Origin of the sequence: Clostridium sp. BSD2780061688st1 H5 (genome assembly GCF_005845155.1) — a bacterium.
GTDB classification, from domain to species: Bacteria; Bacillota; Clostridia; order Lachnospirales; family Lachnospiraceae; genus Claveliimonas; species Claveliimonas intestinigallinarum.
In genome coordinates this window covers 1-2583 of sequence record NZ_SPGT01000054.1, presented here as the reverse complement: position 1 = coordinate 2583, position 2583 = coordinate 1, and the positions used below count along the sequence as shown (strand labels likewise).

Annotated in this window: 2 protein-coding genes; both read left to right on the top strand. The window is 46.3% G+C overall.

Going from position 1 to position 2583, the window contains the following annotated elements; genetic code table 11:
• The first annotated feature begins 153 nt into the window (after positions 1–153).
• Entirely contained in the window at positions 154–1767 is a 1614-nt protein-coding gene (gene istA / locus FGQ86_RS16015; RefSeq protein ID WP_138305143.1) for an IS21 family transposase, read from the top strand.
• Positions 1754–2491 carry an ATP-binding protein gene (locus FGQ86_RS16010; RefSeq protein ID WP_138305141.1) on the top strand — a complete coding sequence of 246 codons (738 nt, stop codon included), beginning with the start codon at positions 1754–1756 and terminating at the stop codon, positions 2489–2491. The genes istA and FGQ86_RS16010 overlap by 14 nt, the downstream gene beginning before the upstream one ends.
• Positions 2492–2583 lie beyond the last annotated feature (92 nt).

Below are 2583 nucleotides of genomic sequence, written 5' to 3'. Positions count from 1 at the left end.
TGCAATCAGCGGGCTCAAACAGACGGTTTTGCGGAGCAAAACGGACGCGATGCGGAGCGAGCGGACTTAACCTGTAGATATTGAAATCTGCTAGTACCTTATAATGATTAAGGCCATTGGAAAATGGTACGAATCATTTAAGGAGGATGCCTTATGTTAGATTACAAGAGCATCATTATCAAACGGTACGCACTGGGCCTGAGCTACAAGGAACTGGCTGAAGAATTCAGTGCAAGCAAATCCGGAATCAACGACTTCATCCGCGCTTTTGAAAGGTGTGAGAAGCTGTCGTATCCGCTTCCGGAAGGGATCACGAATTATGCAATCTATGAGCTGGTATACGGTCATGAGCCGGGAACCAACAGACGGAATGACGGTTATGAACAACCTGATTTCCCAACTGTCTTTAAACAGATGAATGAGCGGAAGAACATGACGCTCGTTTACTTGTGGAGCCGCTACCAGAAAGACTGTATAACAAAAGCGGCAAAGCCATACCAGTATCGACAGTTCTGTGAACTGTATGGCCGCTGGTGCAGAGAGAACTGTGAAACCCTGCATATCCAGGCTGTGATCGGTCAGAAGATGGAAGTTGATTTTGCAGGTAAAACCTTTGAGTTGATCGATAAACTTACTGGCGAGATTACGACTATTGTTGTATTTGTAGCTGTTCTGCCCTATTCGCAGTACCTCTATGCAGAAGGGATGGTATCTTCCTGTGAACCGCAATGGATTGAGGTCAATAACCACGCTCTTGCCTATTTTGGCGGCGTGCCTACGATTGTTGTTTGTGATAATTGTAAACAGGCAGTTACCGCCAATAAAGACTGGATCGATCCGGATTTGAATAAGGATTATGCTGCATGGGCTGATCATAACCACACCGTGATACTGCCAGCCAAAGTCCGTAAACCGAAGTGGAAAAGCAGTGTGGAAAACGCTGTAGGCATTCTTGAAAAAGGCTTTTTCCATGATTTAGAAGAAAACCGCTACTTTTCTCTGGAGCAGTTCAACAAAGATCTCTGGGAAAAACTGGATGCTTTGAACCATGAAAACTTCAAAAAGAAGGATTACAGCAGATACGATCAATGGCTGGAAGAACGCAGTGAGCTGCTTCCTCTTCCGGCTGTCCCCTACGAATACATGGAAAGACGGACTGCAAAAGTATCTGCGGATTTTCATGTGCGCTTCGATAATGCTTATTACAGTGTGGATAAAGCATATCTGCACAAGAGTGTTCTGATTGCTGCCTCTGCAACAACAGTTAATATCTATTCCATGAAAGGCGAACTCATCGTCAGCTGGCGAAGGGCTTCCCGTAAGGGTGAATGGCTGACAGATCCTGCACATCTGCCCGAAAGCTACAAACAGATGTCAGAATGGAATGCTACTTATTTTACCAGGAAAGCCATGACAGTAGGTCCGAATACGGTCAAAGTCATAGAACACATCCTGAGAAGCCGTGAGCATGAAGTTCAGACGTACCGCCTGTGTATAGGTATCCTCAACTACACAAAGAAGTACAGCAAGCTTGCCCTGGAAGATTGCTGCAAGCTGGCAATTGATACGAATCATATCTCGTATTCTTTTATTAAGAATTCAATTGCTGCCGTCGCTGAAGAAATCGGAAGTGCCGGTTTCAATACAAAGCTCAACGAAGAACGGAACAAAGGGGCGTTTGTCATGAGCCCGCATGCCGGGGATATTGACCGGCTTCTCTCCAAGAGCAGTAAACTTGCCGGGGAGGTGCGCGATGAAGAAGCTTGATCGAATCAACGAACTTGTAGATGAGCTCAATGAACTGAAGCTTGGATGTATGGCCGCTTCGCTTGATTCGCTGTATCACTCGAAATCCTTTGATGAGTTGGATGCCGTGTCGCTGCTTGAGCAGGTGATCGGGCCGGAATACCAGAGCAAAACATCGCAGAGATTTCAGAACAGACTGAAACGTGCGCATCTTTCAGGAGGACCTCAATCATTAGATAAGTGTAAAGATTCTACAGAAAGGGTCTATCTGCCTTCCGATATCAATGCTACGCTGTCATCGCTGGATTTTATCCGTGAAGGTCTCAACGTCTGTATTCTCGGACCTTCCGACAGCGGAAAATCGTATCTGGCCAAAGCACTTGGGATACAGGCCTGCCTGAATTACAGAGCAATGTATCACCACTGTGAAGAATTCCTTGAAACGATGGTCGCCCTGAAACAGGCTGACTATTCGAAATATCAGAAGAAGGTACGCTTCTACCTGAAGCTGGATCTACTGATACTGGATGATTTCCTGCTTCACACCATAACAGATGAACGCGAGATCAAAGTTCTCTTTGAAGTCATGGAAAAGCGCAGTGAATTGTCAAGGTGCACGATTGTATGCTCTCAGAGAGAGCCGAACAGCTGGGCATCGATGATCCTCAATGACGAGGTATCAGCCAATGCGATACTGAAACGGGCAACGAAGCACTATACCGTAGTGATCCAGCCCAGAAATTAATTTATAATAGCAAGTGTTTCAGGGCGTCCGTTATGCTCCGCACAGCGTCCGCTCTGAAACGCATCGGAGTCCGCTAGGCTCCGCAGAATGCA